The organism is Neorhizobium sp. T25_13, from assembly GCF_002968675.1.
Taxonomy (GTDB): Bacteria; Pseudomonadota; Alphaproteobacteria; order Rhizobiales; family Rhizobiaceae; genus Neorhizobium; species Neorhizobium tomejilense.
The window spans coordinates 1-381 of record NZ_PVBI01000054.1; the positions used below are offsets into that span (position 1 = coordinate 1).

Annotated in this window: 1 protein-coding gene; it reads left to right on the forward strand. The window is 62.5% G+C overall.

Going from position 1 to position 381, the window contains the following annotated elements; translation table 11 throughout:
- Positions 1-89: 89 nt before the first annotated feature.
- On the forward strand, positions 90-381 hold a 292-nt coding region (locus C5J22_RS30930), incomplete at its 3' end, for a metallophosphoesterase (RefSeq protein WP_245440624.1).

Here is a 381-nt window from a genome sequence, read left to right on the forward strand (position 1 = left end):
GCGACAACCAGCTCTACACCGTCGGCGCGTCGATTGCCTTGGCGATTGCGCCGCACATGTTGTTCACCCTGAATGCTTGAGAATCTATTGTGAATCATCCGTTTCTTGTCGCGCAGATCAGCGACCTGCACCTTAAAGCCGGCCAGCGCCTCACCTATGGCGTTGTCAACACCTTGGGCGCGCTGCGCCGTGCCGTCGACCACCTGAACGCCAGCCACCCGCGCCCCGATATCGTGGTGATCAGCGGTGACCTGGTGGATTTCGGCCGCGCCGATGAATACGCCGTGCTGCACCCTGAACTCGCCCGCCTGCAGATGCCCTGCTACCTGCTGCCCGGCAACCACGACACACGAGGTCCGCTGCTGGAGGCGTTCCGTGATC